Source organism: Chloroflexota bacterium (assembly GCA_026710945.1).
In the GTDB taxonomy this organism is placed as follows: domain Bacteria; phylum Chloroflexota; class UBA11872; order VXOZ01; family VXOZ01; genus VXOZ01.
In genome coordinates this window covers 34,145-60,122 of record JAPOQA010000059.1, presented here as the reverse complement: position 1 = coordinate 60,122, position 25,978 = coordinate 34,145, and the positions used below count along the sequence as shown (strand labels likewise).

The 25,978-nt window shown below is 58.4% G+C and carries 18 protein-coding genes; 5 read left to right on the top strand and 13 right to left on the bottom strand.

What is annotated here, in order from left to right; translation table 11 throughout:
• Positions 1 to 39 precede the first annotated feature (39 nt).
• The 4 genes from OXE05_12065 to OXE05_12050 all read right to left on the bottom strand — a co-directional run bounded on the left by OXE05_12065 (position 40) and on the right by OXE05_12050 (position 6,573).
• Complete coding sequence (locus tag OXE05_12065; GenBank protein MCY4438053.1) at positions 40 to 1,401, bottom strand: extracellular solute-binding protein; 1,362 nt, start codon at positions 1,399 to 1,401, stop codon at positions 40 to 42.
• A gap of 426 nt (positions 1,402 to 1,827) precedes the next feature.
• Complete coding sequence (locus tag OXE05_12060) at positions 1,828 to 1,974, bottom strand: YHS domain-containing protein (protein MCY4438052.1); 147 nt, start codon at positions 1,972 to 1,974, stop codon at positions 1,828 to 1,830.
• A 616-nt stretch (positions 1,975 to 2,590) separates the two neighbouring features.
• Complete coding sequence (locus OXE05_12055; GenBank protein ID MCY4438051.1) at positions 2,591 to 5,068, bottom strand: heavy metal translocating P-type ATPase; 2,478 nt, start codon at positions 5,066 to 5,068, stop codon at positions 2,591 to 2,593.
• Between the two features lie 482 nt (positions 5,069 to 5,550).
• Positions 5,551 to 6,573, bottom strand: a complete 1,023-nt coding sequence (locus OXE05_12050) for a Gfo/Idh/MocA family oxidoreductase (GenBank protein MCY4438050.1) — start codon at positions 6,571 to 6,573, stop codon at positions 5,551 to 5,553.
• A 248-nt stretch (positions 6,574 to 6,821) separates the two neighbouring features.
• Between OXE05_12050 and OXE05_12045 the strand changes: the two genes are divergently transcribed.
• Positions 6,822 to 7,769, top strand: a complete 948-nt coding sequence (locus tag OXE05_12045; protein ID MCY4438049.1) for a COX15/CtaA family protein — start codon at positions 6,822 to 6,824, stop codon at positions 7,767 to 7,769.
• A 354-nt stretch (positions 7,770 to 8,123) separates the two neighbouring features.
• On the opposite strand, the gene OXE05_12040 is transcribed toward OXE05_12045, so the two are convergent.
• The 3 genes from OXE05_12040 to groL form a co-directional block, all read right to left on the bottom strand.
• On the bottom strand, positions 8,124 to 10,862 hold the full coding sequence (locus tag OXE05_12040) for an ATP-dependent helicase (protein ID MCY4438048.1): 2,739 nt from the start codon (positions 10,860 to 10,862) through the stop codon (positions 8,124 to 8,126).
• A 160-nt stretch (positions 10,863 to 11,022) separates the two neighbouring features.
• Entirely contained in the window at positions 11,023 to 11,637 is a 615-nt protein-coding gene (locus tag OXE05_12035; protein ID MCY4438047.1) for a DM13 domain-containing protein, read from the bottom strand.
• Positions 11,638 to 11,961: 324 nt separating this feature from the next.
• The gene (gene groL / locus OXE05_12030) at positions 11,962 to 13,584 is read right to left on the bottom strand and encodes a chaperonin GroEL (protein MCY4438046.1); all 1,623 of its coding nucleotides are present in this window, start codon (positions 13,582 to 13,584) and stop codon (positions 11,962 to 11,964) included.
• A gap of 922 nt (positions 13,585 to 14,506) precedes the next feature.
• Between groL and OXE05_12025 the strand changes: the two genes are divergently transcribed.
• The 4 genes from OXE05_12025 to ubiA all read left to right on the top strand — a co-directional run bounded on the left by OXE05_12025 (position 14,507) and on the right by ubiA (position 18,615).
• Entirely contained in the window at positions 14,507 to 15,676 is a 1,170-nt protein-coding gene (locus OXE05_12025) for a UxaA family hydrolase (protein ID MCY4438045.1), read from the top strand.
• A 634-nt stretch (positions 15,677 to 16,310) separates the two neighbouring features.
• Positions 16,311 to 17,114, top strand: coding sequence for a M55 family metallopeptidase (locus tag OXE05_12020; GenBank protein ID MCY4438044.1), 804 nt, complete (start codon positions 16,311 to 16,313; stop codon positions 17,112 to 17,114).
• 62 nt (positions 17,115 to 17,176) lie between these two features.
• Positions 17,177 to 17,701 carry a redoxin domain-containing protein gene (locus OXE05_12015; protein MCY4438043.1) on the top strand — a complete coding sequence of 175 codons (525 nt, stop codon included), beginning with the start codon at positions 17,177 to 17,179 and terminating at the stop codon, positions 17,699 to 17,701.
• 32 nt (positions 17,702 to 17,733) lie between these two features.
• Positions 17,734 to 18,615 (top strand): putative 4-hydroxybenzoate polyprenyltransferase, encoded by an 882-nt coding sequence (gene ubiA / locus OXE05_12010; GenBank protein MCY4438042.1) that lies wholly within the window; start codon positions 17,734 to 17,736, stop codon positions 18,613 to 18,615.
• Between the two features lie 29 nt (positions 18,616 to 18,644).
• Here ubiA and OXE05_12005 read toward each other — a convergent pair whose 3' ends face one another.
• The 6 genes from OXE05_12005 to OXE05_11980 all read right to left on the bottom strand — a co-directional run bounded on the left by OXE05_12005 (position 18,645) and on the right by OXE05_11980 (position 25,740).
• Positions 18,645 to 20,597, bottom strand: coding sequence for a DUF3604 domain-containing protein (locus OXE05_12005; GenBank protein MCY4438041.1), 1,953 nt, complete (start codon positions 20,595 to 20,597; stop codon positions 18,645 to 18,647).
• A 108-nt stretch (positions 20,598 to 20,705) separates the two neighbouring features.
• On the bottom strand, positions 20,706 to 21,692 hold the full coding sequence (locus tag OXE05_12000) for a hypothetical protein (GenBank protein ID MCY4438040.1): 987 nt from the start codon (positions 21,690 to 21,692) through the stop codon (positions 20,706 to 20,708).
• Between the two features lie 143 nt (positions 21,693 to 21,835).
• Positions 21,836 to 23,227, bottom strand: coding sequence for an aminotransferase class III-fold pyridoxal phosphate-dependent enzyme (locus OXE05_11995; GenBank protein MCY4438039.1), 1,392 nt, complete (start codon positions 23,225 to 23,227; stop codon positions 21,836 to 21,838).
• 383 nt (positions 23,228 to 23,610) lie between these two features.
• Entirely contained in the window at positions 23,611 to 24,438 is an 828-nt protein-coding gene (locus tag OXE05_11990; GenBank protein MCY4438038.1) for a sugar phosphate isomerase/epimerase, read from the bottom strand.
• Positions 24,439 to 24,490: 52 nt separating this feature from the next.
• Positions 24,491 to 25,300 carry a hypothetical protein gene (locus OXE05_11985; protein ID MCY4438037.1) on the bottom strand — a complete coding sequence of 270 codons (810 nt, stop codon included), beginning with the start codon at positions 25,298 to 25,300 and terminating at the stop codon, positions 24,491 to 24,493.
• On the bottom strand, positions 25,300 to 25,740 hold the full coding sequence (locus OXE05_11980) for an AAA family ATPase (protein MCY4438036.1): 441 nt from the start codon (positions 25,738 to 25,740) through the stop codon (positions 25,300 to 25,302). The genes OXE05_11985 and OXE05_11980 overlap by 1 nt, the downstream gene beginning before the upstream one ends.
• Positions 25,741 to 25,978 lie beyond the last annotated feature (238 nt).

The following is a 25,978-nucleotide window of genomic DNA, read 5'->3' as shown; positions in this document are numbered from 1 at the left end:
TCCTTCTTCCTGGGAGGAGACGCCTAGAAAACCTGCGGTCTAGTACTCGTGGGCGATGGAGCAGGCCTGATTGACGATGGTTGCCACGTCGTCGCCCCGGCCGAGACTCTGTGTCAATTCCCACATAATTTGCAATTGCAACCCGTGCTGCGGCCATTCGCGCCCGTGATCTAGAGAACTCTGCACCGCTACGACCTCCTCCGGACTAATATCCGTGCGGATGTCTGCCAAGCGCGCGACGGCCTCTCTACCGGCAGGTATAGCCACATGCTCCTGCATGGCGCGGTTGAAGCCTTTTAGGGCCATGAACGCCGCCTCCGTTCTTTGCGTGCGGGCGGCGATGCCGATCCCAAGATGGGTTCTTACCGGCGTTGCGGACACCTTGCCCCGAGGCAGCGACGCCATGCGAAAGCTATTCCTCTGATTGAGAATCATGGGAGGATAGTCGTATAACATGGCCGGCGGCGTTACCCAGAGGTAGTCCCAAAGGTCCCGCATCTCTGCCAACGGTGAGACGCGGTGCTTGTGCAGCAGGTCGTGCACGAATTTCAGAGCTTCCACAGCCGCTGGTTCCTGCAAGTGGCATTGTTGCGTATCTACATCAACTATGGTTGCTTCATTTTGCCAGAGTGCCCAGGAGACGCCATTGGCATGCGCGATCAGGCCCCAACGCGCCACCGTGCCGTTTTGTTTCGAAGCTATGAGCTTGACGGCACTTCTCACCAGGTCATCCCAATCCCAAGTCGCGTCCGGCATCGGCACACCTTGATTGAAGAAGTGTTCCGGATCGTAGAAGAGCATGAGCGGGGCCGTGTCCACCGGCAGCGCGTAGAGCGCGCCGTCGCGCCGGTATTGATTGAGTGCGGTGGGGAAGAATTCCCGATTGAGTTCAGACTCCTCGGCGCCGCTGAAGCGATCTAAAGGCAGCAGGAGCCCTTTCTCGCCCCACCACCGGGCCTCATGCGGCCAAACGGTCACGAGGTCGGCATCAAGGGTATCCAACGTCTCTGCAACCGAGGCAAGGCTTGCCTCCCGGGCCACTTCGATCTCTTCATCCGTCTTGGGCTCTTCAGCGGCCTCTTCATACGGTGGGTAAAAGTTCTCTACAAACCGCAGTGCCAGCGAGTATCCGCCGCGCTTCGGGCCGTACGCATTAGCCTCATCTTCCTCAAGCGCTACCAGGGCCCGTTCGAACCTATCTTCATTGTCGTCGCCATCTACGTAACTGCCGTAGGGCATTGAGAGATAAATGGATCTCGTGAATGCCGCGACTTTAACTTCCGCATCCTGCGGCGCGCTAGGCGGCGCAAAGGGTTTCCACGCCGTACTGCAGCCGGCAGCAAGGACCGCCGAACCTCCGAGAACTGCCGTGCTTCCCAGTAACGAACGACGTGTAAGCATTGCTCTGCTCCTTTCCCCCAAAGTGCAGTTCTAGACAGTTTGGCAATCGCTTGTGAAAACGCTCATGTCGTCTGGCAAGAGCGCCAAGCGACGCCTTGGTTTTACGACGCCTACACACCCCCAAGCCTTTGCCCAATCCGGCGCCTAGTATTGAATCCATGGTTGCACAGAGATGCAGTATGTCAAGCATTAAAGGACGAAGTCCTGCCGCTTGGGCAGGACTTGAAATGGCATTTTGAAGGCAAGACACGCCGTGGATCCCTCATATTGCAAGGAATCGGGGGTCTTTGCAATGCTGCCTAAGAAACAGCTAAGAATCTAGACATTATGCGGGTATCACTGTAAAGATCGTGCGCGAAGACCACCACATCTCACGCGTATGAAAGGGGGAGGCAGCGGTGAGGCCTTTCCGCTCCACTGCTCCGGCTAGGCCTCGGCGTACCGCTCCGGCTCCTGCTCGAAGGCGGCCTGGCAGTGGCCGCAGCAGAAGTAGTAGACCGTGCCCCGGTACTCTACCTTGGTCTCGGCAGTAGCAGTGTCTACTGATTCATTACAGGTTGCGCATTTTGCCATTGTGGCGCTCCTTTCAGCGTCTATTCGATCGTGGCCGGTGTCTGCATGAGAGTGGGCTTGCTCCTGCCGTCCGGCCAGTGGCAAGGCGTAAGCCTCTGTATGCTACGTTCATTCTACGCAATTTCCCATTTGGATTTCGCAATGACCGTGTCTCCAAAGTGATCCACTCTTGCCGGACTGCCGGTGCCGCTACCCACGAGACTCTTGCACTTGCCGTAGCGCGGGGACTTGCGCCTCATGCTTTCGCGTTAAGCTAGCAAGAGGGCTTACCGCAGGAGTAAGTAGCACAGGGCGTATTTTCCAACATTGTCACACGAGAGAATAGGGCACATAGAGACTTTCCCTACAGCAGACGCAGGTTGCAAACCTGCGCTACCGAGGATGTGAGCGGATCGAGAGTCTCGTTTCCCTCGCCACAGTGGTTTGCGCGACTGCATGTTGACTATTACCCCCGCTGCCTAACGCGCAAGCAGTTGAACGCAATATGGGTGCTCAGCTAGAGTCCGAGTTTTCCGCGAACAGAGTTCGACGCTGCGCTCGGAAAGACGCTCCTCGGACGCTTCCAAAAAGGCTGAACGCACATCTGCCCTCCTCCCTCTTTACTCCTAGAAGGTCCTCATACGATGCTCCGCAAACGCAGGGAGTTTGTCACCACTGAGACCGATGAAAGCGCCATCGCCCCCGCTGCGAGCATGGGGCTAAGGACGATGCCGAATAGAGGATACAAAACGCCTGCCGCCACCGGGATGAGCACCACGTTGTAGCCAAACGCCCAGCCCAGGTTTTGCCAAATGGTGCGGCGCGTAGCTCGGGAGAGCGTGAAAGCGGTCTCCAGGGCGCCGAGGTTCTCGCCCATGAGGGTAATGTCCGCGGCTTCCAGCGCCACGTCGGCGCCGGCCCCCAGCGCAATGCCCACGTCGGCCTGGGCGAGCCCTGGAGCGTCGTTTATGCCGTCTCCCACCATGGCGACGACCTCATTAGCTTCTTGCCGCTTCTGAATGACCGCCGCTTTCTGCCCGGGCATAACCTCCGCCAACACGTTTTCAATGCCGAGTTGAGCGGCAATTGCGTGAGCAGTGCGCACCGCGTCACCCGTGAGCATCACTATCGCCAGTCCCCGGGCGCGCAGCGTTTGGACCATTGCCTGGGCGCTTGGCTTGAGCGCGTCGGCTACCGCGATCGTGCCTACCACCGCGCCATCGAGAGCCACCAAGAGCACGGTCTTGCCAACGTCGTTGAATGCTTGCACCTGCGCTTCGAGCGCGGCGAGCGATTGTTGGTCCACCCCGCTCTCTGCCATGTAGGCTTGATTGCCGACCCGAACGAGCTTGCCTGCTACCTCTGCGCGGATACCCCGCCCCGGCGCTGCGATGAAGCCCACGGCGGGAGGGATTGCCAGGCCTCTGGCCTGCGCTGCCCGCACCACCGCTTGACTCAAGGGATGCTCGCTAGACTGTTCCGACGCAGCGGCGAGACGGAGCAACTCGGATTCGGACATGCCCCTTGCGATTATATTCGTAACTTCCGGTGTACCTTGGGTCAGCGTGCCCGTCTTGTCCAGGACTACCGTGGTCACACTATGTAAGCGTTCCAGCGCCTCCGCATCGCGCACGAGCACGCCCTTGGCGGCGCCTGCGCCCATGGCAACCATCACAGCCGTAGGTGTCGCCAGGCCCAGCGCGCAGGGACAGGCTATGATGAGGACCGCCACAAAGGCCAGCAGCGCAGGCGTAAATGTCGGCTCGGGTCCAACGAGAAACCAAACGAGAAACGTGAGCAGGGCAACACCGATCACGACGGGCACAAAGTGAGCGGCGATGCGGTCCGTTAGTCGTTGGAGCGGCGCTTTAGATCCCTGGGCCTCTTCAATCAAGCGCACGATATGCGCAAGCGCGGTGTCTTTGCCTACTCGCGAGGCGCGGAAGGTGAATGCTCCGGTCGTATTCAGCGAACCGCCCACGACTTCAGCTCCGGGGCCTTTTTCCACCGGCATGCTCTCGCCCGTGAGCATCGACTCATCGACCGCGCTCTGCCCTTCGATCACTACACCGTCCACCGGCACGCGATCTCCAGGTCTCACTTGCATGACATCGCCTACGGCTACCTGAGCCAGCGGAATTTCCTCGGGTGTGCCGTCACGTACGACCAACGCAATCTGCGGTTGGAAGTCCATCAAGGCGTGGATAGCAGTCGCGGTCTGGCGTTTCGCGCGTGTCTCCAGGTAACGCCCCAGCAGAATCAGGGTGATTATGACCGCAGCCGTATCGAAATAGTGCGGGGCTTCGCCGCTTACAGCCTGGCCGGCAAAGAATTCCGGCGCCAGCGCAGTCGCCACACTGAAGAAGTAGGCTGCGCTCGTTCCGATGGCGATGAGCACATTCATATCGAAGGCAAAATGCCTCAGCGTTGCCCACGCGCCCCGGTAGAAGCGCCAACCCGCCCAGAACTGCACGGGCGTCGCCAATGCCCACAGCAGGAAGGGGTTTTCAATTATGGAGCCGCGCACAAAGGGCAGGAATTGGCCTCCCATGCTGCCAAGCAGGATCACGAGAGAAAGCGCCAGAGAGACGCCCAATTGGACACGCAAGTCGCGTTGCGCCGCACTCCTCGCCGCAGGCGCGGCTACCTCTTGGTCCGCAGCCGGATCTTGTTCTTCGTCTTCCAACGTGTAACCGGCAGCAGCGGCCGCTGCTTTGAGCGCGTTCACTTCAGTTACGTCGGGAAGATGAGAGACGAGAATTTGCTCTGCAGCCAGATTGACGTTCGCACTCAGGACTCCCGGCACAGCGTGGAGCGCCGCTTCAACGCGGCTGACCGCCGAGCCGTCCTGCATGCCGGGCACGCGCAACGTACGCTTGACGACGGCAGGAGTATAGCCCGCTGCTGTCACGGCCTGCGCGACGGCGGCGGGTGTCACTGCGTCCGGGTCGTATGACACTTGCGCGCGTTCCGTCGCCAAGTTTACGGCCGCTTCATGCACGCCGGGCAGGCGCGTGATGGCTTCTTCGATTCGCCATACGCAGGCCGCGCACGTCATGCCCTCTACGGCCAGCGCAAGAGACTCTTTTCGCTTTGTATGTTCAGCAATTGCCATGGATCAACTTTCTTGGAATTGAGAACCTGGCAGCGGAGCCGGCAGAAAGAACCTGGCCCAGTCAATTGCCGCTTGTTGGCGCCGCTCTATGCACAAGCCTCCAGCGGCGCACCAACTACATCACTATCTTTATACTACTGGGGGGTATAATCGATGGTCAAGACCTGTAGCAGACTAGCATGTACTCCTCTGGTACCGTTCGTGTTGAGGGCTGCGCGAGCCCTGCTACGTGCAGCCTGAACGAATTGCAGGTCTAATGTAATCTTGCCCGTGCCTCCGCACTGCATCTAGTCTCATGGCTAATTCGAACTGGCCCGGCGCTCTAGTATGAGAAATCCCGGCCAATTGCACGCATTCTCAGAATTCAATGGCCAATCGGATGTGTTCGCGCGGCGCGCCATTGCAAACTCCCATCTATACCGAGAGAGGGAATGCGTCGCATTCCCTCTCCATCGTCCAACTGAGTTGCTAGGATGTTCAGCCTAGGCCGGCAGTATGGGCAGATTCACGGTCACACCGGTCTGCACCGCGATCTTGCCCGCTTCCAGGATTTCCTGTCCGTCCCGGTTGAAAGCGGGGTCGCACGGCGTTTCGATGGGCGTGCCGCTCTGCAGCGCGTGGACGAAGTACGCAGGTCCGTTCTGCATGTGCGGTTCCGGCAGCGGCGGCACGTCGATGATGTCGCCTTCGGGGTTCTCCTGCGTGCAGTGCTTGAGCTGCTCTCTGCCAACCATGGTTACGCTGCCTTCGGTGCCGTTAATGACCGGCCCGTGGATCGGCTCGGGTCCGAAGCGGGTCCAGGTGGCCTGGCTGACGCAGAGCGCGTCGTCGTAACGCAGCAGCAGTACGGCATTGTCCTCGGACCGTACCGGCTTCACCAGCGTGTCGGCCATGCCGCAGACCTGGCGGGGCTGCTTGCCGAGAATCCACGTAAAGACATTGGCCGCATAGCAGCAGTAGTCCAGCAACACGCCACCGCCGTCCTGCGGGCGGTACCACCACGTGTCAAAGTCGCCGGTGGGTCCCATGTGTCCGCCCCGAAAAGCGATCTGAAAGACCTGCCCCAACGCACCGGACTGCGCAATCTCGCGCGCCCGCCGCAAGGCCGGACCCCACGCCGTGGGAAAGTTGATCATTAGCGTCACACCATGCTGTTCGCACGCGGCGATCATGCGGTCGGCATCCGAGAGGCTCGCGGCAAACGGCTTCTCCAACATGATGTGAATGCCGCGCTGCGCCAGCGCCTCCACGTATTTGACGTGATCGGCATTGGTGGAACAAATGAGCGCACCATCCGGCTGGCGCTCGTCGAGAAGTCGTTCATAGTCGGCAAAGACCATGTCATCGTCAAACTCGTTGCGCTCCTTGGTGAGAGCGCGGCGTTTGGGATTGGGATCGGCAAAGCCGACAAACTCAGCGCCTTCTTGCTCTTGCGCCTGCCTGATCAAGCTGTGTATGTGGGGGTGTGCCGATTCGAGGGCAACAATTTTGACTCTTCCCGACATGGATGCCTCCTTGCTGAAAAACGTAATCTACCCGCTGCTATGCCCATTTTGCCGGACCGCCTACGCTCCGAGACTGCTATCTATGTGGGAGCAGGCGACTTCAAGCCGATTCTAGGGCGGCAACTGCTTTGCCCATGATAATGACACGGATGCACCCCCCTGGCAACTCGATTTTTTCGTGAAATAGTGTCATCAAAGCAGGATTAGTGCTACACTCTAAGCAGGATCGTACACAAGAGGAGGAAAGCGTGAGTAATGCGATGAAACACCCCGAAACGTGGGTGAAGCGGGTAATGTGGAGTGTCGTCGCACTGGCCCTCATTCATATTCTATGGGGAGCGGTGGTACGGGCAACGGGCTCGGGACTGGGGTGTCCCGATTGGCCGCTCTGTTCAGGTCAAGTGATTCCGCCTTTCGAAACGGCAGCAGTCATTGAGTTTGTGCATCGCTTCCTGGCGTTGTTCTTGACCGTTGGCGTGGTCTGGGTGTTAGTCAAGGCGTGGTTCGGTCAAGGCAGCCTGCGCCAGATACGACCCATCGTGCTTGCATTCTCCATCTTGCTCGTTGTGCAGATTGTGCTGGGTGCAGTGACGGTACTCACAGAGTTACCGGCTCTGCTCGTGGGTTCCCATCTCACGATTTCCATGCTCTTTATTGCCGCGACTGTAATGGGCGCCGTACATGTGCAGAATCGTGCGCTGAGTATAGATGGCATGCCGAGATGGCGGGGTATTGCCGCCCTAGCGGCCGGCCTGCTCGTCGTGGTCTCCGGCGCATTGGTCGTCGGCATGGGAGCCGGAATTGCTTGCCACGGCGTGCTGAGCTGCGATGGCGGGGGCGGCTCAAGCCGTGTCCTCGAGGAAGTGCATATGGGCCACAGGTATGCTTCCTACGTCTTCGCGATTGCCCTCGCGCTGCTGGCGGGCTGGCGTTTGCGCGTGGACCAAACCAGTGCGAAATACCTGGGAATTCTCGTGATCGCACTCCTGGCGTTGCAGATCACACTTGGCTTTACGCAGGTGCTCATGGGCTTGCCTACGGCGCTGCGCGTCGCCCACGTCTTCACCGCCTCCTTGATCATGGCTGCGGGAACGGCGCTCTTCTTCTGGCCGCTTACCCGCGAAGCCGAGCAAACGCAAGAAATCGCCGCCCCGGTCGCGTCGCACACTGAATCGGCTGCGCCCGACCCGGCATGAACATGTGAAAATCGGCATCACGTACAAAACGAGCGCCGACCGTCGGCGCTTGGCATTGCACCAAATTGGGCAACGCCAACTCATAAGCAAGTCTACAGTAATTCATAGCAATAGCTGCGAATACTACATTCATAGCTGTACGGAGATCAACCCTACTATTGGGATGCCTTGCGCCAGTTCTGTAGAAGCATGGGTATCTTTGCGCGACGCGGCAACTCAGACCACTTGCCGTAGGCCTTGCCCACCAACTTTTCAGCCCATTGCAACGATTCAGGCGTCAGACCGAGACCGCTAAACAAAACCTCTCCACCCTCAGGCTGATCGAGAACACCAGCTACCGGAAAGGCACTCCCCTCACCTTCTTGGTTGGTCAGTACGCGCTACATGCCGCGATATCCGCTCGATATGGTACGGCGGAGCCAACTTCCACGTCCTCGCCGCACGAGCCGCCGCCCTTGCGCCCAAGGCCACCAACTCGGCATCCGTTTCCTTCAACTCGTTGATCGCAATGCGCTGGGCACCATATCGCGCAAACGCCAACTGATCGCCCGTCAGCTCGCCTGTTGCCTGCTCACCCTGACGGATGCCAGCATCAATATGCTCCTGCCGCCGCAGTATTTCCGCAGCAACATCCTGACCAATCGCATACGGCACGCGGTCGCCCTCAAAACGCACGGCTTTCTCGCCGTCTACATAATAGGCACCATCCTGTTGATTCGCCAGCAATCGTGCCACGCGCAACTCAGCCGCCGATATATCGCGGCCAAGCAACCCGCGCACACCTTCTTCAAACGTCACGCTTGCTTGTTCTTCTCCCATGTCGGCCGCTGTGCCGCCTGCGCCTTCCGGCAGCTTGGGCCTTAATCGGGTGCGCTCAATGGGATCGTCGTACTCCTGTTTGTATCCAAACACCCGTGCCACTGTAGTCTTGACACTTTGCAGCGGTTCTTGGACCCACGTAGGTAGTTTTTGCAAATAAAGTGTCTTCAGTGGTGTAACAATATGATGGTAGCCTGAAAAACGTTGGCAGACTTCCGTTAGCTTATTGTTGCGGTCGCCTCGGGCCGCTCGCACCAACTCGGCTGCCACTGCCTGAGTCGGATCCAGTTCCATCTCTTCCAAGAACCGTGAGGACTTCGGTCGATCGTCCTGCCCTTCTTCTGGATTCTTTTCACTTTTTCCCAACAGTGCAGGAGCACCAATGAATATCTCGCTGCTCGCCCGTGTTGCCGCGACATAGAACAATCGCCGCTCGTTTTCAAGCCATTCCGATGGCTTCGGCGTACGTTTTGGATCATCCCTGTGGTAAGTTGGATTGTCATTCTTGCCTATCACAGGCAAGTGCCTTTCCTTACAATCGGGAATAATGACGTATTTGAACTCTAGCCCCTTGACGCTGTGGATAGTCGACATCTTGATGCATTCGTGATCGGGTCGGCCTAGGGTTGTATCGGTATTGTCCACATGACCAATGAACTGAATCCAATCCAATTCAATCCACTTTGCATAGGAAATGAATGCCTTCACTGTCTCCATGCGTGAAAGTGCCTCTACATCATGGCCGTAATAGTCCGAGTAATGTTGTCGAAACCCCACTTCTTTGTCTATCCACTCAAGTATTTGACTGGCCGGGGCGAGCTTACCGTCTCTATGTAATCGGCGGTGAATGTCTTCCAGAATCGATGTCAGGTCTTCTAGGTTCTCTTTGGCGGTACCTCGAGAGAACTGCGATTTGTCCTGTATCGTCTCCCAAAGCAAATCTCCTAGACTCATTTCTCTTTGTTGTCCAGAATTCAGCATTCGTTCTACATCTCTTCGCAAGAGAAACCGCCTAGGCTTGTTGGCGACACCTAGAAACTGTTGACTAGCGGCAGAATTGAGGACCTCATTCATGCTTGCACCGAGGCGTACGTAATTGAGGAGTGCTTGGCACTCACCTTCCTGCAAGAATGGAGCGCGTCCAATCACCTTGAAAGGTATCTGCTTAGTCAAGAATTCCATGGAGATTGAGTTTAGCTGGGAGTAGGTGCGGCCCAGTACCCGAATCTCAGAAGGAGCGACTCCCTTGTCTTTTACCAGAGAAACGATCTCTTCCGCTAGTAGTCGATTGGCACTCTCTCCTTGATCCTCTCGATCAGTAATGAGAGTTACCTTGCTGTCGTCTGCTGGATCATTGGTAATCAAGTCTTTGTTGTAGCGGCTCGCATTGTGGAGGATTACATTGTAGCTTGACTGCGCGATGCTATAGCCAAATCGGAAGGAGTTAGTCAGTGTATAGGCGCGATGCCGCTTGTTATCAAATACATTCTCGAATCCGCCAAGTATGAAATCGCTGCGCGCTCCCCGCCACTCATAGATCGTCTGGTCGTCATCGCCTACCACCATTATGTCGGCTCCATCTCTGGCCAAGAACTCAATTAGCTTCTGTTGACCAAAGTTGACGTCTTGGTATTCGTCCACGATTATGTATCGCAGCTTATTTGATGTCGATTGCCGCGACAGATTATCCTTTTCGAGTGCGCTTAGTGCTAAGGGAACGAAGTCATCGTACGTAATGGCATTGTCGCTTAGCCGAATCTCTTCATACTCCTTGTACACCGCTATGTAATTGTCACCGCCTTCACCGTGGTAACCTGCTTGAGACGGAGGGGTCAAAGTTCCCTTCCACAGACCAATCGCAAGCCCAGCCTCAGCAACATCAATTTCGTCCTCATCCAGTCTCTTTGTTCGGCACACCTGGGAGATGGCTTTTTTTAGAGCCAAATGGGCAAGCCCCTCGGAGTCACCAATCCAAGTACGGTATCCTAAAGTATTTATCACCCCATACGAATAGCCATGGAAAGTCTGGACTGGAGGCTGCTGCCCTTCGGACACTCCAATCTCGGTGAGCTTCTCGATAAACTGTTCACGTGCATACCGGTTGAACATCAACACCTGGATTTGGTGTGAGGCTACTTGGTGTTCTTGAAGCAAATGCTTAATGCGGTACGCCATGGTCGTAGTCTTTCCGGAACCAGCCACAGCAAGCACCTTACCGTGCAGCCCGTCAGGATGCTCTATTACCTGTTGTTGCTCGTTGGTCAGTTCCGTCATATGGTCACTACCTCACCCATGGTCACCCGGAATGGACTGGTACTCTATATCGCTGCGAAAAGCAAGTACGAAGAACGGGTACCCCTAGGGATACCCGTTTACTTACATGCTTGGCAGCCTTCACTTGGCATTCTAGTCCGTTATGGAATTCGACTTCAAGCTAACTTCCGCTGCTAAGCGCAGCCGTGGAAAAGACCACATGGAAGGGCTTGCAATAGATCACGATGCTGTTAATGGGGTCGATGGCAATGTCAGCCGCAATCTCGTAGTTTTGGCTGCCTACGTTCCCTTTGAGCCCACCCAGATCGATGTATCCTTCCTCAAGGTCGGCACGATTGACAGGGTCGGCATGGTTCGCCAGCAATACATGCAGTTGCGGGCCGTTGGTCACGCGGAAGTCCTCGAACCGCAGCAGGTGCGTGCCGTCCGCCAAGCGGTAGAGCGTCACAGTGCCGGTACCTTTATGGAATTCGTCGGCATCTTGGAACTGGCCCTCCGCAACCACCACCGGTTGGGCGTCATTCGCCATCTCCGGCATATCTTCTTCCATCTCTTTATCCGGCATTTTGGCCGCCGCATCCATTACGTCTGCGGCTACCTTCTCACGCTCGTCCTCCGACATTTCATCCATTTCTGCGGCGGTCGGGATCTCGAATGGGAGTTCCTCTTCGACAACCGTGTTGATAAACAAGGGCGACCCGAGCCACCAAGCCCCCGCGCCACCAACCACGACGACGATCAAGCCAATTGCAATCAGCAATGCCCGCCTATTCATGAGTTCTACTCCTTTGTAGCGGCACATTCGGTCCTTATTTACATAGTATCATCAGACCTTGCCAAACACGTTCCGAATCTGGTTGTCTTTAGGGCCGCGATCCCCTAAATCTACGCCAAATTCCGATTAGGGAAGTCGATCTTGGGAAAGGTATCAATAGCCGGCGCAGGCGCTGTGCAGGGCCGCAGCCGTGTGCGAACGCGTGCGTGTCTCACGCGCGCGGGAGGCACAATTTCGGCGATTGAGTGTTCGGGGATGGGGTGGGGGAAAACGCAGGCCCCTCCGCGCTGGAGGGGCCATAGCATTCATTGTGCGGAGCTGTCACTAAAACTCAGGCGTGCCCTCAACTTCGACATCTTCCTTCGGCACGTCGGCGACCAGCGCCTCAGTAGTGAGCACCATCGAAGCAACCGAGGTCGCATTTTCGACTGCTGAGCGCGCCACTTTGAGGGGGTCGATAATCCCCGCCTCTATCATGTCCACGTACTCACCGGTCAGCACATTATAGCCCGTATTCTTGTTGCGCCGGTTCTTCGCCAAACGCTGCACGTCTTGGGCAATAACCGCGTCATCCAGTCCAGCGTTGTGGGCGATGCGCTTGAGCGGCGCTCCCAAGGCCTTGCGCATTACCGGTATCGCCACCGCTTCATCGCCTTTCAATCGCAGGCGATCCAGGCCGGACGCCGCGTTAATGAGGGCAATCCCGCCGCCAGGCACAATGCCCTCCTCGACTGCGGCGCGCGTGGCTGAAAGCGCATCGTCAATGCGGTCTTTCCTCTCCTTCAACTCAATCTCGGTGGCTGCGCCCACGTGAATCACTGCTACGCCGCCGGAGAGTTTGGCTACGCGCTCCTCCAGCTTTTCGCGATCGAATTCAGGGGCGCCATCCTTCAACCGCGACTTGATCTGGTTCACACGCGCGGCAATCTCGTCGACGTCTCCATGCCCCTCGATAATGGCAGTGGTGTCTTTATCTGCGACAATCCGGCGCGCGCGGCCAAGATCTTCAATCTCCACTTCCTCGATGCGTTTCCCGGCCTCTTCAGAAATTAACTGGCCGCCGGTGACGATAGCAATATCTCGCAGCGTTTCCTTGCGCCGGTCGCCGAACCCAGGCACCTTCACCGCGATACAATTCAAAACACCGCGTGATTTATTGGTGATGAGCATTGCCAGGGCATGGGAATCTACTTCCAAGGCAATGATGGCCAGATTCTTCTCGCCGCGTTGCACCATGCGCTCCAAGAGCGGCAAGATCTCTTCCAGTGACTCAATCTTCTGGTCGGTAATGAAGATGTATGGCTCTTCGATTACGGCATGCATATTGAGGGAGTCGGTAATGAAGTACGGAGAGAGAAGACCCTGATCGAATTCCATCCCTTCCGCGTATTCGACTGAAATGCCAAGACTCTGTCCCTCTTCCACGGTGATAAGGCCGTCTCTACCCACTCTGTCCATCACTTCGCCGATGAGTTCACCGATGCCGGCATCGCCAGCCGAAATAGTGGCAACTTCGGTAACCTGGTCCTTGCCGCTTACCGGCGTGGAAGACTTTCTCAACTCCTCGACCACTGACCGAGCGGCCTTCTCCAGACCGCGCTTCAGAATCATGGGATTGGCGCCCGCGACGATGTGGCGATGTCCTTCAGTTATGAGCGTGTGGGCAAGCACGGTGGCGGTAGTCGTGCCGTCACCGGCAACGTCATTGGTCTTGCTCGCGGCCTGTATCATGAGCTGAGCGCCCATATTCTCGAAGTTGTCGACCAGCTCAATTTCCTTGGCAACGGTGACACCGTCGTGCGTAACGATAGGGAGCTTGTCCTTGTAGCTCAGCGCCACGTTGCGCCCCTTGGGGCCAAGTGTGGCTTGAACCGTGTCGGCGACTTGCTCAACTCCGCTCATCATGGCGTTACGCGCATCTTCGCTAAAGATTATGATCCTGGGCATGTATATCGTCTCCTCATTCAATCGGCGAGAGTCGTAGCTACTTGGCGATTCGTGCTTGCAGATTCTGTGTCATGGAATTGCTCATTCATCGTGTCAAGCAAAATTGTGCAGTAGCACAGGGATTCACTGTATGCTACATGCTCGTTAATGTCAAATTACCCGCAAATTCTGCAGGATGCGCGCGTGATTTTTGCTGAATTGCGGTTCAGCCGTGCAGTATCGCCCAAACTTCAGCACTTTGGCATAAGGGAGAGTGCAACTTGCAGCGCTCGGCAGAGCGAACCATGTCGTAGTCTTTCTCGTCGCATGCACAGACTGGGCGCGGACGTCGTATCCGGCCGTTTTCTCCCTAGCGAGACCTTTGCGTAACTCTTGCCGGTACGGGAAAGTCCCCTCTCCCGCCGGGAGAGGGTTAGGGTGAGGGGGAGATTCCCGCAATCTGGGAGCTTTTTTCCCGTTATTGCACTTTTGCGTATCGGACTTGCAGGTAAGGAGGATGGGGCAAGCAGAAATCCCCTCACCCCGGCCCTCTCCCCCAGGGAGAGGGAGTGCCCTTGCTTGAAAGTGGGGTTATGCAAGGTTCTCCGCCGGGAGAGGGCGAGAGCCTGCCCCGAACTCGATACAGCGTATCGACACGATACGGGGGTGAGGGGGAGATTCCTGCAATCTGGGAGCTTTTTTCCCGTAATTGCACTCTTTTGTATCGGTCTTGCTGGAAAAGATGACGGGTTAAGCAGAAATCCCCTCACCCCGGCCCTCTCCCCAAGGAGAGGGGGTAGTACTTGCGCATCCGGCCGGGGTTACGCAATGGTCTCCTGGCGGAGTGGCAACACTGTTTTGACGAGAAGAGTACAATACGAAGGAATGCAACGCTAGATAGGTCGGTAGTAGCATCAAGAGAGTCCGGAAGGGGGTGAACACCGTGGCACGTGCAGAGACATTTAAGGGCTTCCGCAGGCCGGACGGTCGCGTAGGTATTCGCAACCACCTGGCAATTCTGCCATCAGTGATTTGTTCGTCTACCGTGGGCCAGCGCATCACGGAACTCGTGCCCGGAGCGGTGACGACAATTCACCAATACGGATGTGGTCAATTGGGGGCGGATGCGGACCTCTTTGTGCAAACCATGGTTGGCACCGGCAGCAATCCAAACGTCGGGGCTGTCATCGTGGTCGGGCTGGGCTGCGAGACAGCAGAAGCGCCTCTTATTGCCGAAGGCATCGCCAAGACCGGCAAGCCGGTGGAGCTCATCGTGATACAAGAGGCCGGCGGCTCCATCAAGACAATCCAGGGAGGCGCGCAAATGGCGCAGAAGCTGCAGTCCAAGCTTTCCACCATGCAGCGGGAGGAATTCCCACTCTCGGAGCTCGTCTTGGCAACCGAGTGCGGCGGATCCGACACTACCAGCGGGTTGTCCAGCAATCCCATTACCGGTGTAGTCTCCGATATGCTGGTGGAAGCCGGCGGCACGGTGATGATTAGCGAAGCTGCGGAGTTCATTGGCGCGGAGCACATCTTTGCCCAGCGGGCGCGCGAGCCGGAAATCGGCGAGCAACTCATCGGGGTGGTTCGCAAGGCTGAAGAGGACGCGCTGAAGATGGGTGTGTCGATTCGGGGCGCAAATCCCGCGCCGGGCAACATTCAGGGCGGTCTAACGACTATCGAAGAAAAGTCGCTGGGCTGCATCTACAAGGGCGGCACGACCGTCCTGGAAGAGGTGATCGGCTATGCCGACTACCCCAGCAAAAAGGGCCTGGTGGTGATGGACACCCCGGGCTACGACTCGGAATCGGTTACCGGCATGGTGGCCGGCGGCGCGCAGGTCTGCATCTTTACCACCGGACGCGGCTCTCCGCTCGGCAATCCGGTGGCGCCGGTAATTAAGGTGTGTGCCAATCCGCAGACTGTGGAGAAAATGCAGGACAACATCGACTTCTCCGGTGTGCCGGTGCTGGAAGGCACGGCCAGCATCCGCGAGTTGGGCGAGCAGTTGTTCGACCTTACGCTCGATACCGTCAACGGCTTACTCACGGCAACGGAAATCCTGGGTCATCGTGAATTCGCTCCCCACCGAATTGGGCCGACGATGTAGTCTGCCGATCACGCGGACTGCTTGGTTGCTTGACCATGCTGCCGCCACTACGCTGCTCAACCGTCATTGCCATGAAAACAGCACGAGGGACTCCGTCATTCCCGCGAAAGCTCGCCCCCGTGCGGGGGCGCGGAATCTATCCTCGCCGCCCACACCCTGGATTCCGGCCTGCGCCGGAACTGTACATGTCAGGTAATTCGTTGACAGATTTGAGAACAAGAGCAACCTTTCGCAGTGTTAGACATGACTAGTACACATGTCATTCCGAACGAAGCGCAGCGAAGAGAGGAATCTAGAGTGCTGAGGCCGTGAAAGTGTGTTGAGCAGGGACCCTAGATTCCGCGAACCCTGTTCGACGCTTCGCTCGGAATGACATGCACCGTCAACTCCTCAGAATGGAAAGCGGAATCTGTCAGCGAATTACTCAATACTTATGGGAATGACTTCAGGAAGCCAGTCGCCACTTTCATTTCTTCGTGTGGCTTACATAGGGAAATGGTGGTTCCCGCGAAAGCTCGCCCCCGCGCGGGGGCGCGGAATCTATCTTCACGGGGTACCGCAGTTTGTTACCGCGCCGGGTAGCGCATGATCGCAGACAGGCATCGCTGCAGCGATGCCGACAAGAGACTATTCCATGAAAGTTGTCATCATCGCACTATTCGCCGGTACCGCTGGCGTTGTGCATCGTCACCAGGTAGACCCGCACAGTGAGGCCGCCTTCCTCTATGAAGAAGCGCGCGGGCTGATGGCCCGCGAGATTTCGGCGGCCGTTGAGGGAGCCCAGAACGCCGGTGCGCAGGAGATCGTCGTGCACGATGCCACGGGTCTCGTGCCGTTTCACGAAGACCTCTTGCATCCCGGTGCAATCTACGTTTTTGGCGAACACCAACAGGTGCGATTCGGCGAGCTTGCTAATGCCGATGCCGCTATGCTGCTGGGCCACCCCGCCAAAGCCGGCACGTGGGGTGCGGTGCTGTGTCAGACGCTCACGCCGAGTATTTCACGTGTGCTGGTCAATGGGCAGGACCTGGGCACGATCGGCCTCCACGCCGCGCTCTGCGGTGCACAGGACGTGCCTGTGGTGCTGGTGAGCGGCGACAATCACGCCTGCGCCGAGGCGGAGGGCCTGCTGCCGGGTGTGCGGACGTGCACCACGAAGTGGGGCTTTGGCTTTCAGGCCGCCAAGCTGCGCACTCCTGCTGAGGTGCGGGCGGAGCTTGGCGAGGTGGCGCGTGGCGTGGTAACCGCCGCTTCTCCGCCGCCGGTGTGGTCGCTGCAGCCACCATTCGAGATTCAGGTTACCGTCACAAACACGCAGATCTGGGATCAGAGCGTCTTTGGTTCTCCACGCCAGGAGCGACTGGACGGGCGAACTGCCGTCTTTCGCGGTGACGATCTCGCGTACCTGATCGAGCACATCTGGGAGATCGTGCAGTGAGCTCAGCAGCGCCGCCGCGGAGCATTCCGCTGCGGTACATTCTCATACCGCTCTTTGTCGCGATGGTTGCGGGACTGCTGGCGCTCCTCTTCTATGTTCTTTCCCAGAGCGGGCAACTGGCCGGCTTCTCGCCCGGCATCAATCTGGAGCCGACCCTCCTTCGCCAGGACAACCGGCCGGCGCCGGACTTTACGCTCACGCTCAGCGATGGTCGTGAGGTGCGGCTGAGCGATTATCGAGGGCAGCCTGTGATCATCAACTTTTGGGCCTCCTGGTGTGCGCCGTGTCGTGCCGAAGCGCTAGCTTTGCAGGAAACGCATGTGCGCTATCAAGACCGCGGCGTTGTCATCCTCGGCATAAACCTGTGGGACTCAGAGGAGGCTGCGGCCGAGTTCCGCAAGGTATTCGGGCAGACCTACCCCAGTGGGCCTGATCCCAACGGCAAGATCGCTATCGAGTACGGGGTCTCCGGCATTCCCGAAACCTTCTTCATTACGCCGGATGGTGAGATCGCTGCCAAGTTCATCGGACCCTTGCCAATCACCACCATGGAAACGCTGCTCGCGGAGATGCTCGACGATGAATAGCTACACGGAAGTGGAATTGGGAGAGGGATAGCATGAGCGCGACTTCAACCTCCGTGGGGTCAGTCATACGCAAAGTGCCCGTGTTCCTGGAAGCGATCAAAATCGAACACGCGGCATTTACGTTGCCGTTTGCCTATCTCGCCATGCTGCTGGCGGCGGAGGGCCTGCCCACGTGGTGGCAGTTCATCTGGGTCACGGTAGCGATGACTACGGGGCGCACCGCGGCCATGTCGCTCAACCGCATTATCGACCGCCACCTCGACAGCCGCAATCCGCGCACGGCAATTCGCGCCCTGCCGCAAGGCATACTCACGCCGCAGTTCATGTGGGGCGCGAGTATTTTCAACCTCGCCCTGATGGTGCTGGCTGCGGCCATGCTCAACTGGCTCTGCGTGCTGCTCTCGCCGATTGCGATATTCTGGCTGGTGTTTTATTCCTACACGAAGCGCTTCACGTGGCTCAGCCACTTTGCGCTGGGAGTCTCCGGTTCCATGGCGCCCATGGGCGGCTGGATTGCGGTTACGGGCGAATTCGCGTGGAGCACGGTGCTGCTGGGCGCGGCGGTAGTGACCTGGATGGCGGGTTTCGACATGATCTACGCCTGCCAGGACTACGAGATCGACCTGAAAGAGGGGCTCTTCTCTGTCCCCGTGAGGTTCGGCATACCGGGAGCGCTAATCTTCTCCGCCCTTTCCCACACAGCCACCGCACTCTGCCTCGTGGCAGTTGGCATGCTGCTTGGCCTCGGGCTTTTCTACTGGCTCGGCATCGCCGCCGTGGCAGCCCTGCTCATCTGGGAACACTTGCTCGTCAGCCCAGGCAATCTCTCCCGAGTCAACACCGCCTTCTTCCACGTGAATAGCTCCCTGTCGGCGGTGTTCTTCGTCTTCGTGGCATTGGAGACATTCGTTTAGCTTCCGCCATTTCGGTGGTCGCCTCAGCCCTATAGGTCGATCCAGATTGGGCTGGACCAGGCAAGCGCGCCGTCGCATTGCTGGATGCGCAGGTAGTAATAGTCGCCCGCTTGGCTGGGGGCGGTGTCGGGAAACTCCTCGCGGAAGTCGTAGGTGCGGTTATGGCTCCCCATGTCAGTCGTGACGAATTGGAAGAACGTCTCGCCGTTCTTAATGACCTCCACCCGGGCGAGTTCCGCCGAACCGGCAACATCGCATACGATATGCTTCACAGCGTCGGCGCGGGGTAGGTGCAACGACTCGCCCATGAACGCGCCGTTGATTGTGAAGCGCAGTATGGGTCTGCCACCAAACGTCGCGTAACAGCGCCGCTTGCGGATGGCGTTGTAGATCGCCTCACGCTCCAAGGCGGGCGCAAACACCGCCGTCAGACCCGGCAGGCGCTGGCGCTTCTCCTGGGCCGTGAAAGAGCCCGGACGCGCGATGTTCGTATCGGTCGCGCCCACGAAACCAAAGCGCAGACCGCGGGCGAGTCCTTCGCGCACCGTGCCGCCCACTCCCATAGGCAATGCGGCGTGCGGCGCGCCGAAGTATTCTCCGTTTCCCTGTTTGGACGCGATCTCCACGCATGGCATGGTTTCCGGATCGAAGTGCTCCCAGCGGAAGCCGCCCAGGGTGCCGCGTCCCAGCGGGAACGCGGTGTGGTGGGGCACGCCGAACCAGTTTTGGTCTTTGAGCAACCCCTTGAGGTGGGCAGGCGTCATGGCCGGGTCGCGAAAGCTCGTGGGATAGACCAGCGGCGCCTCCAAGCTGGGGAAGAAGCCGTTGAGGTGTCCTGTTGTGTGCGCCCATTCGAGTCCCAGCAGCGGCACGAACTTGCCCGGGTCGTCAAACCGCCGCGCCTGCTCTAGCCGTTCTTGCCACGAACGCTCGACGAATTCCGCGACGGTGTGACAATCCGGATAGCGCCGCCGCCACCACGGGTGCAGCCACTCACCGGCACGGGTGTAGTGCTCCACGTGCGCCACAAAGTCGAGCCGCGCTTCGTCGCGGGCGTAGTGGTAGAGGTCTTCGATTTCCCCGTACGCGTGGCCGTGGGACGTGTGCGCGTGCAGGTCGCCCCAATAGACACGATCGCTATCATCACCTGAAGGCAGGACTTCCACCGCGTTGCTGATACCTATGCCTTTGGTCGCCGAATGGCGCACGCGAAGGCGCAGCCGCGCCGCGGGCGGCATCTCCTCCGTGAGAACTAGGTCTATATGACGTGCTGCCCGATCCCGCTCGTTTAGTTGGACGTCTCCGGGACACTCCACCCCGATTATTGGCGAAACAATCGAGGGTTCGGCAGGCGGTCTTGCGGTGTTGCCGTGGGCGTCTACTGCCTTGATGACAAATGTGGACTTCTCCCCGCGGCGCATGTGGCTCGGCGCCAGAACGTCCAGACTCTCCGGTGCGTCTGGCAGCAGATCGAGGTAGGGCGGCTCCGCGACCACCTCGCGCGTGGCTGATCCGTCCTGGGGAGTTAAGAGAATGCGGAACCAGTGGCGTAGCGCCGCTAGGGTCATGCGTACGCCCGGACCCCCGGCGCTCTGATCGCCGTAAGAGATACGGAGGATATCTCCCGCCGGCAGCGGCTCTGCTGCGATCACGCGCACATGCGGGCCGACCACAAGGCACGTTACCCGGCTGCCGGAATCCGATGCAGCGCTTGAATAGCCCGCTTCAGCGGGCATGAGGTGTTGCAGGGCCGGCCAGGATTGCAAGCCTCGCGTGGCGGACTGCACAACAATCGCATCGCCTTGACGTAGGCCGTCCGCGCCGAGTGTGAGCTGCAGCGAGACACTTTGCCACGAACCAACGATGGCTTGCTGCGGCGTGCAAATCGCTGCTACAACCGCGTCGGACTGCGGGCAATGGGCTTCCAGGATGACGGGATTGAGGGGCGTCCACTCATCAGTGTAGTGCTCACTTGCATCCATAGATGTTTAGTCCAGATGAGTCGCGCCAATTTAGAATGGCCTGTACAAGTACTGCACAATCTGCCGCCACGACTGCGGCGGTAAAGTCGCCCAGATTGCATCTACCAATTACAAGCCGAAGCTGCGGAGGAAATCGCTGGTGATCGCGACGTGGAAGATGTGGCCCTCATCGTGGGATTCGCAGCGCACGTTGGGGCATTCGGCGAGGAAGTCGCAGCTATAGTGCTCTTCCGCCTCAAGGCGGTAGATGACGCTTTCCTGTTTGCCGTACGTGAAGAGGAATTGCGTGGGTGACGCCTTGATCTTCTCGCGCACGTTTTCGTTGCTGTACGCCTGCCCGATGCCGGGGATGATGATTTGGTTGTGCCCCGACCAGTGAATGCGCTCCATGATGACCGAAAAGCCGGAGGCGATTACGGCGGCCGTGGGTTGCGACTGCAATGACGTGAGCAGCGCCGCGCCGCCGCCCTGGGAAAGCCCAGCGACCACCACGCTGTCATGCCGCCCCTGAAGGTACTTGGTGATGGCCATAGCGCTCACGATGTAGGCGGCGGAATAGGACGTGGCATTGTTGAGCAGCCAGTTCACGAAGAAGTTGACGTCCACCTTGCCCTGGCCGTTGTGAAAGGCCAGGCAGTCCTCGTTGGGCTTGATGAACACGTAATTCGTGATGCCCTCGCCCAGCGCTTGAAGGATGCCGTCGTGATAGCTGGCCGGGTCCTGGCGGTAGATCGGCTCGGAGCAGTTGAGACCGCTCCCCGGAATAATGAGCGAGGCGGGTTTGCCGGTGTCAGGCGCGGCGGGCGCATAGGCGTGGCCGTGATACGTGGCGCCGCCCAGCGTATAGGTGACCTGTAAGAGGTGGGTAGCGCCGCCGTCGAGTGTCAACGTCTCCGCCGCTTCGATCTGCAGATTCTCATACGCCGTAAAGAAGTGCTCGACCGGCATGAGCAGCGTGGAGTTCGCCTCATAGATGCAGTCCAGCGTCGTGAGCGCCGGATAGAGCATTTCGTTCTCGATGATCGGATCGGAGAACGCGTGCTTGAATACTTCTTGTTCCGGTCCTCCATAGGACGATCCGTTGGCAGCATTCATCTTTGCGCGCTCTTACCCTTTCCTATTGTGCCCGTGTGTACTTGCGGGATTGATCCCCTGAAAGAAAGTAAACTGCAATTGCCCTCATAGAAGGGATAATCCTTGCTCCCAGAGCCCAAACCAGGTTGCAGGTCCCCGCGCAGCTACTCGCTCTGTCGTACGCCGGGGATCGCGCCCTCTTGCTTCAGAAGGTCCATCGTGCGGTCGAAAGCCGCGGCAGCCTCGCGCACGTCATCCTCAGTATGGGCAGTGGAGAGCATGCCGCCGTCGCCCATGAGATCGACGCCGTTCACCTGCAAGCCGCGCTTCATCTTGCCGTAGAGCGCGGGATTGACGTCTCGCATGTTAATGAACGGCTGCGAGCGGTCGTCCGGATTCAGTTTCTCCTGGGTATTGCTGGGATTGTAAAGCGCGATATGGAACATGGAGTACGTGCCGTAGACGCAACCGGAGAGCCCGTGGGCGTCCATGACCTGGTTGAATTCATCCCGCAGCAGCGCCGCCAGATCGTTCACGTGGCGCGCAGGCCAACCTTCGGCTACGATCGCCAACGCGGTGGCGCCGGCCGACGCCGAGAGTGGGTTAGCGTTAAACGTCCCCTGGTGGCGGACCTTCTTACGCGAGTTCCACTCCGGTTCATCACGGTATTCCAGGTGGGCGAGGATGTCGGCACGCCCCGCCACCGCGCCTCCCGGCAGGCCGCCGGCGAGGATTTTTGCCAAACTTGTCAGGTCGGGGATCACGCCGGTAGCGGCCTGCGCGCCGCCCGGTGAACAGCGGAAGCCGGTGATGACTTCGTCCATGATCATGAGCACACCGTGATCGAGCGTGAGCTTGCGCACAGCCGCCAGGAAGTCGGGATCAAGCGGATAGGAGGAGTAGCCGGCGCCGGTGGGTTCCATGATGACGGCGGCAATGTCGGGGTCGTCCCGCAGGACGGATTCGAGCCGATCGAGATCATGCACCGGCAGCACGAGCATCGAATCTGCGGTGCCGGCCGGAACGCCGGCGGGCGGCGGCGCGGGCGGTTCTTCCACGACGACATAATCGTGCCAACCGTGGAAATGGTGTTCGAACTTAATGACTTTGTTCTTGCCGGTATAGGCACGCGCCAACCGCAGGCACATCAAGGTGGCTTCGGTGCCGGAGCCTGTAAAGCGCACGCGCTCGGCGGAAGGGATCAGGTGCTGCACCAAGCGGCCCCACTCAATCTCACGTTCGTGGGCTGCGCCGTAGTGCGTACTGTGCTGCATTTGTGCAGTTACGGCCGCGACAACAGCGGGATGCCCGTGCCCCAAGAGCAAGGCGCCATGGCCGACCAGAAAGTCGATGATCTGGTTGCCGTCCACGTCCCACTTGTGCGCGCCCTGCGCGCGTTCGATGTAAAGCGGAAAGGGCTTCTGGGCACGGCCGTCGTGGGTCGCGCCGTTGGGAAAGATCTCTACTGCTTCTCGGAAGCGCGCGGCTGAACCGGCGAATTGCTCTACAAAGAGCTCGTCAAGCGTACGTTTGGAAGTCCCGATTGTCGTGCTCATGCCGCGCTCTCCCCTGGAATTTAGATGCTACACGCCTTTATTGTAACGAAAATGTGCGGTCATCGTGCGACCGTCTGCGACGTCTTGCTTTAGCAAATTGCCTCTCTGGGTAACTTCTCTTCTCGCCAAGAGGCGGGGGACAAGCCCCCGCGCTACGACCTATCGGCAAAAAGCGAGGGCGCAATTCGCGAAAGGACATCCCTTCCGGTCCCCTCTCCTCGGGGAGAGGGTTAGGGTGAGGGGAATCCTCTTGCCGTAACGAAATTCTGCCGTGATCGTGCGTGCTCGCTTCGCTGCTTACCCTCTAATCAGGCAGTTACCGCTCGCCCTGAGCTTGCCGAAGGGTATGTCCCACCCAAAGAGATGCAGTTGGGGCACGAGTTCTAGTCAGGAACGATCCCCTGTGCCGCCAAGATTGCCTGCAGTCCCGCAAAAGACTCCCGGCTGCCCTGCTCGGCAGTACCGTTTTCCGGTTTGTAGTGGGTCTCTAAGGACACCACACCCTCGTAGCCGTCGTCCGCCAGCGCCTTCATTTGACCGGCGTAGTCTACCTTGCCCGCACCAATGGGCTTCCACACCGATTCGCCCGCGGGGCTGAGCACCGCATCCTTCACGTGCACGTGGATGATCCAGGGCTTCACCGCTTCGTAGCCGTCGGGGTAGGGCCGCGCCTCGCCGGACACGTACGCATTGCCCGGGTCCCAGATCACGCGCAGGTTCGGCGAGTTTATCTCTTCCATCAAGCGCGTCGTCTCCGCGCCGGTGCCGATATTGCACGAGCGCACGTTCTCGAACGCCAGCGTCACGCCAGCCGTCTCCGCCATGCGCACCGGCAGTTCCAACCGTTCGAGAATTGTGTCCCAGTGCGCATCGAGATCATCTTCACGCCAGAACGAGAAGCAGCGCACGAGTTGACAGTCGAAGAGCGGCGCGATCTGAATCGACCGTTCCAGTATCTTGATGTGCTCGTTGTAGGCGTCCAGGTCGTCGATGGGACACCGCAGGAAGAGCGAGGCGATATCGCACACGGCAAAACCTCGCTGGCGCACCATGCGCAGCACTTGCGTCAGCTCATGGCTGTCCAGATCGCAGATGTTCTTGTCCCAAATGCTGTGCAGTTCGACCGAGCGCACGCCAAACTCCTCGATCACGTCGAGGGCATGCGCCAGGTCCTGCGAGACTTCATCGGTCATTACTCCAAGAGTGAACATAGAAACACTCCCAAGTCGGGGATGCAGTGAGAATCAACAAGATTGCTTTACGCTATTGGCCGATCAGGTTCTCTATGAATTGCTTGATTGGGCTGTACACCTCGTGGCTCCAATTCCAGTAGCCAAGTTTCGCCCCTTCACCGAGCTTCAAGCCGGGTTCGGGCCTTGAGGCGAGAAAGGCTTGGACGCTGGCTTTCTTTCGGTTTTGGCCCCGCCAGTTCCGCACACTTCTCTTGACACACTCGATGTATTCATCAACACATGACATAGCCGGATCAGCCTGCACGGCGTCAAGACATACGTCTTCGAGCATGCCTTCAGATTCTCCTGGCGGCAGAATGAGGACACCAATCCTGGGTTTCTTGCCAATAACCTGCAGCGGACGATCAGGAGGAGTCAACCCTGATGCACTGATAGCAGCGTGTGCACTCTTGAAGGCTGCCTCCGCAGCGGATTCAGTGCCGCGCGCATTTGACTCAGCGTCACGGACGATGCCGATGGCCTCTATTGTGGTTCGCGCACGAGGCGAGTTCCAAACGGCCCCAAGAAAGCTGTGCAACTCAGTGACGCCGCCGAAGTTGCTAATTTCTGCGTCGCTAGGGTCAAGCCGTTCCAATATTTCGTTCCGAATACGGTCAAAGGCTGCGAGATCATCCTCATCGAATTTGCTTCTCAGGCCCAAACCCTTAATCAAGTCAGGCGCATCTTTGTAGACTCTGGAGTGACCGCGCCACTCCACTTCTCCTTGCACCTCTACGTTGTTGAAGCCCATGTGATTGAGGAAATGCATGAAGAAGTATTGCGCGTCTGCACCCTCGACGAGGAGTTGGATTGACGCTCGTACCCCGCTTCTCGGCGGCACTAGCGTACCTCCAAGTTAGAGCGAACGGCGGCCGCAAGCGTCTCTTGGTCGTATGTAATCACGTGGGACTCGCCTGCGATGCGTTCCAAGCGATGCAGCCGGAAGGCATACTGCCGGTCCTCGCGAAACGCCTCGTGCGCGGCTTCTATACATTCGAAACTGTGAGTCGTAGCGAATACTTGCGTATCATAGCGGCGCGCCGCCTCGCCAATCGCCGCCCATACTCGGCTAAGCACGGAGTGATGGAATCCGTTCTCGATCTCATCGATCAAGACCACGCCCCCTGGTGCGTCGGCTACAGAAAGAAGAATGCCTGTAAGCCTAACCAAACCTTCACCGAGAAGTGAGAGCGGGGCCATACGACCAATGCCTATGTCACCACGCAGCATCGGCGTGCCGGCCACTACACCAACCCGCAATCGCTCAAGACGAGGCTCCATTATTCTCAGACTATCAAGCAAGTCAATTGGCTCTCTTCCACTTTCAAGCCTTGTGTATCGTGCAGCATCTTCTTGCGGTCCTCCTGATTGGTTCGCAGCGTAAAAGGAGCCTCCAATGGGTTCCGGTGAAGTTGGTGAAACATGGATACTAGTCACCGAACCGTCTCTTTCCGCAAGCATTGACTGAGTCTTTATGGTCAATTGATCTGGTTTGGTGTGCTCATAAATGAGAGCATCG